Source organism: Mesorhizobium sp. M7A.F.Ca.CA.002.15.2.1, assembly GCF_003998715.1.
In the GTDB taxonomy this organism is placed as follows: domain Bacteria; phylum Pseudomonadota; class Alphaproteobacteria; order Rhizobiales; family Rhizobiaceae; genus Mesorhizobium; species Mesorhizobium ciceri.
In genome coordinates, this window is the sequence record NZ_RZPI01000483.1 from 1 (window position 1) to 4,445 (window position 4,445).

5 protein-coding genes are annotated in these 4,445 nt (G+C 64.0%); 3 read left to right on the plus strand and 2 right to left on the minus strand.

Annotation, left to right across the window (positions count from 1 at the left end; all coding sequences use genetic code 11):
• Positions 1–139 (plus strand): pyridoxine 5'-phosphate oxidase C-terminal domain-containing protein (locus ENZ74_RS23240; protein ID WP_281059722.1); only part of this gene is annotated, 139 nt, incomplete at its 5' end.
• A 9-nt stretch (positions 140–148) separates the two neighbouring features.
• On the opposite strand, the gene ENZ74_RS23245 is transcribed toward ENZ74_RS23240, so the two are convergent.
• Together ENZ74_RS23245 and ENZ74_RS23250 are read right to left on the minus strand one after the other, a co-directional pair.
• Complete coding sequence (locus ENZ74_RS23245) at positions 149–901, minus strand: crotonase/enoyl-CoA hydratase family protein (protein ID WP_063167663.1); 753 nt, start codon at positions 899–901, stop codon at positions 149–151.
• 19 nt (positions 902–920) lie between these two features.
• Positions 921–2,690 carry an acyl-CoA dehydrogenase gene (locus ENZ74_RS23250; RefSeq protein WP_063167662.1) on the minus strand — a complete coding sequence of 590 codons (1,770 nt, stop codon included), beginning with the start codon at positions 2,688–2,690 and terminating at the stop codon, positions 921–923.
• Positions 2,691–2,904: 214 nt separating this feature from the next.
• On the opposite strand from ENZ74_RS23250, the gene ENZ74_RS23255 reads away from it, so the two are divergent.
• Positions 2,905–3,123: a hypothetical protein gene (locus ENZ74_RS23255; RefSeq protein WP_013532811.1), complete on the plus strand. Its 219-nt coding sequence runs from the start codon at positions 2,905–2,907 to the stop codon at positions 3,121–3,123.
• Positions 3,124–3,369: 246 nt separating this feature from the next.
• The coding region (locus tag ENZ74_RS23260) for a glycoside hydrolase family 25 protein (protein ID WP_164761152.1) at positions 3,370–4,445 on the plus strand (1,076 nt) is incomplete at its 3' end.

Genomic DNA, 4,445 nt, shown 5'->3' on the forward strand with positions numbered 1-4,445 from the left:
GCCAAAGCACTGGTCCGGCTTCCGAATCGTGCCCACGACAATCGAGTTCTGGCACGACAGGCCGTTCCGCCTGCACGACCGGCTCGTCTTCAGCCGCAACGCGAAAGGCGCCTGGGACAAGACGAGGCTTTATCCCTGAAGAAGAGGCTCAGGCCTTCTTTCTCGTCATGAACGCGGTGAGCGCGGCGCGCGCCTCATCGGACTTCAGGCGCTCGCGAAAATGCTCGCTTTCCTCGCCGATGCGGGCGACGAGGTCGTCGCGCGAGCCGCGCATCAGGTCGCGCGCGATCTTCAACGCCTGCGGCGGCTTGGCCGCGATCTGGCCGGCGGCCGCCAGCACCGAGGCCTCCAGTGCTGCTTCCTCGACCACCTCGTAGATCAGGCCGGCGGCCTTCGCCCGTTCAGCCGAAAAGCCCTCGCCGAGGCCGAGCAGCGCGAAGGCACCCTGCTGCCCGAGGATGCGCGGCGCCAAGAGGCTCGACCCCGCCTCGGGCACCAGGCCAAGGTCGACGAAAGGCGTCCTGAACACGGTGCGCGGCGTGGCGAAGGTCAGGTCGCAATGCAGGTTGAGCGTCGTGCCGATGCCGACCGCGATGCCGTCGACGCCGGAGACCATGGGTTTTTCGACCCTGGCCAGCGCCATCAGGAAGTCCCAGACTTCGGTGCCGCCGTCACCACCGGTGGCGATGATCATGAAGTCGGCAAGGTCGTTGCCTGAGGAGAAGGCGCCGGGCACGCCGAGAAAGACATGGACGCGGATCTCCGGGTCGGCGTCGCCTTCTGCCAGGCTTTTTGACATTTTCGCATACATGGCGCGCGTCAGCGCGTTCTTCTTGTCCGGCCGGTTCATGCGGATGATCTGGATGGCGCCCTGGCGCTCGACGAGGATATGGTCTGTCACGGTTCTTTCCTTGTGAACGTCAGGCGGAAATCAGCGTTTTTCCGGCAGCGGCGAGGCTTTCGGCGCCATCGATGACGCGCGCCCGCAAAGCGCTGACCTCGCCGAGCAGGTTTTCGGCGAAGAAGCGGCAAAGGGGAATACGGCCTTGGTCGGCAAGAGCGCCGCGCGCCAGATAGGCGCCGCCGGCGGCAAGCGAGATCAGCCTGAGATAGGGCGTCGCACCCGCCAGCGCCTCGTCCGCCCGGCCTTCGGCCGCCAGTTTCTGCAGGAAGCGGGTCGCTTCGCTGAGATCGCCAAGTGCCGCGTCGAGAGCGTCGGCGGTGCGGCCGAAACCCTGCAGGTTCGAGGTCCGCACCGCTGCGGCCATATCAGCCAGTTCGGCGATATAACCATGCACATGGTCGCCGCCGCCGAGCGGCAGCTTGCGCATCACCAGATCGATCGCCTGAATGCCGTTGGTGCCCTCGTAGATCGGGGCGATGCGCGAATCACGATAGAAGGCGGCCGCTCCCGTCTCCTCGATGAAGCCCATGCCGCCATGAACCTGGAGGCCGAGTGAGGCAACCTCGACGCCGATATCGGTCGAGAACGCCTTTGCCAGCGGCGTCAGCAGATTGGCGCGGTCGCGCCAGTGGGCCGCCTCGTCACCGGCGGAGACACCGGCCATGTCGATGGCGTGGGCACAGGAATAGCTGATGGCGCGCGCGGTTTGGGTCAGCGCCTTCATGGTCAGCAGGTTACGCTGGACATCGGGGTGATGGACGATCGGCGCCATACCCGTGCCAGTGTAGCTCGCGGCCTTGCCCTGCCGGCGTTCATTGGCATAGGCGATCGCCTTCTGCGTTGCGGCTTCCGCGACCGCTACCCCCTGCATGCCGACACAAAGCCGCGCATTGTTCATCATCGTGAACATGCAGGCGAGGCCCTTGTTCTCCTCGCCGATCAGCCAGCCGATAGCGCCGGGCTTGGCGCCCTGGAAACCATCGCCATAGATCATGGTGCAGGTCGGCGAGGCGTGGATGCCGAGCTTGTGCTCAAGTCCGGAACAGAAGACATCGTTGCGCGCGCCGAGCGCGCCATCGTCGCCGACCAGGATTTTCGGCACCAGGAACAGCGATATGCCGCGCGTGCCGGCCGGCGCATCCGGTAGCCGCGCCAGCACCAGATGGATGATGTTGTCGGTGAAATCGTGCTCGCCATAGGTGATGAAGATTTTCTGGCCGAAGATGCGGTAGCTGCCGTCACCCACCGGCTCCGCGCGGGCGCGCAAGGCGGCGAGGTCCGAACCGGCTTGCGGCTCGGTCAGGTTCATCGTGCCCATCCACTCGCCGGAGACGAGCTTTCCGAGATACTTTGCCTTGAGGTCTGTGGAGGCGTGTTTGTCGAGCGCTTCGACAGCGCCCATGGTCAGCGTCGGGCCGATGCCGAAGGCCATGGCGGCGGAGTTCCACATTTCGAGCGCGGCAACGCCAAGCATGGTCGGCAGCGCCTGGCCGCCATATTCCTCAGGCCCGGAGAGCGCGTTCCAGCCGCCATCGATCCAGCGGCGATAGAGTTCCTTCCAGCCGGGTGGTGTGGTGACGGCAGCGTCCTTCAGCACGGCACCTTGCCGATCGCCGATCGTGTAGAGCGGTGCGACCTCTTCAGTGGCGAAGCGGCCGGCCTCGCCAAGAACGGCATCGACCAGGTCATCGCCGAGATCGCCGAACCTGCCGGCATCGAGCGCCGATTTCATGCCGGCGACGTGCTTGAGCGTGAAGGCGATATCCTCGACCGGTGCCCTATACATGCCGCTTACTCCTTCCGATGCATCGGTCCTGCCGACCCTAGAGCCAGCGCCGCTGCAAAACCCCCCGCCGTATCAGCGCTCTCCCATCTTCTTTTTACGTAAACGTCAAATTTTGTCACGCGGATTTTGCAATCGCGGCGGCGCGTATTAAGTTCAATCCATGCCGGATCAAGTCGACCGGCGACGGATCAGAACCAGCCAACCGGAACAGCCCATGCTTGCCAGACCCGACGCCTATCGCTGCATCGAATGCGGCCTGCCCTATCGAGCGGAGGGGTTCTGCTACCATGGCGGCAGACTGGACCACGGGGCCGCCTACTGGTCGGATCGCGGCATATTATGCTCGCCGCAATGCTCACTCGCCCACCACCGCAAACGCGCCGCCGAGGGCACGCTGCGGCAAGAGCCGGCTCCGGACCCGTTTGAATTCTAGCAGCTGATGCGTCGCCAGCTTTTCTGAAGTCAGCCCCGAAAGTACTTCCTTAACCATAGCCGTTCAGGATTTGTCTTTGATCAACGGGGATTCCCTGTTTTGAAAAGGACGGCGCGTCTCCTTCGCCGCTTGAAGAGTGTCGTGCCGACGCCCTTCAAGCCATTGTTTCCTCCGCATGTCGTTGCCCCAAAACCGCTGCACACTTTTGGGCGACATGCGCTGGCGCTTCTCGCCTTGGCGGCGACGATGGCGCTGTCCACGGCGGCAAAGGCTTCGGATTTTTCCGAACCCTGGAAGAACGCCGACCGCGCTTTGGTGGTCGATGCCTACGAATACAATTCCATCGGTTGGGCCCAACTCGCCACCGACAAGCGGGTCGTCGGCTTCATCAACAAGGCCTCCGACGGCATGCCGCCGCCCTATTTCTGCCTGGGCAACGACATTGAGGTGAAGCTTTGCAAGGCGCTGTGGAAACGCCATGCGGTGACGCGCGAACTGTTCCAGACGCGCCGGGTGGTGGCCAAGGCACTCGGCCTGAAATGGGGCGCCTATCACCTTGCCCGCCCGGGCAATCCGGTCGAACAGGCCAACAATTTCCTCGATTTCGCCGAGCCTGCGCCCGACGATCTCATGGCTCTCGACATTGAGGGCAATGATCCCTCGCAATGGATGTCGCTCGACGATGCCGAGGAGTTCGTCCGCCAGGTGCATCGGCGCATCGGCCGTTTCCCGGTGCTGTACACCAACGGCAAGACCGCCCAGTACATTGCCGACAACAGCTACCGATACCGGCTCCTGTCGCGGCTGCCGCTCTGGTATGCCCGCTATAAGTCCGACATCGACGTGCATTTTCCGATGGGCAACTGGCAAGGCTACGCACTGTGGCAGTTTTCGGCGCAAGCCAATTGCGGCCGTTTCCGCTGCCCTTACAGGGTTGCCGGCACGCCTAACGACATAGACGTCAATGTCGCGCCGACCGACGCCGCCACGCTGCGCGCGCAATGGCCGTTCGGCGGGCTTATCGACGTGCCGCCGGACTATCTCGCCTCCATACCGCTGCCGGTTTCACGCGAGGCCGGCCTCGCCGGCAATGTCACCATCACCTATGCGTCTGTGGCCGCGCCGCCGACTTTCGAGGACATGGTCGCAGCGTTGGGCACACGCTGGTCCCGTTTCCGCGACGGCTTCCGCATGCCGGTCGTGAAGACGGTGCCCCGGAGACCGAGTTTCGGCATTGTCCAATATGTCGCCTGGAAGCGGACCGAGCGGCGTTCGCCCGCACAACTCGACGCTGCGTTTGCCGCTGCCGATCCGCTCAGCAC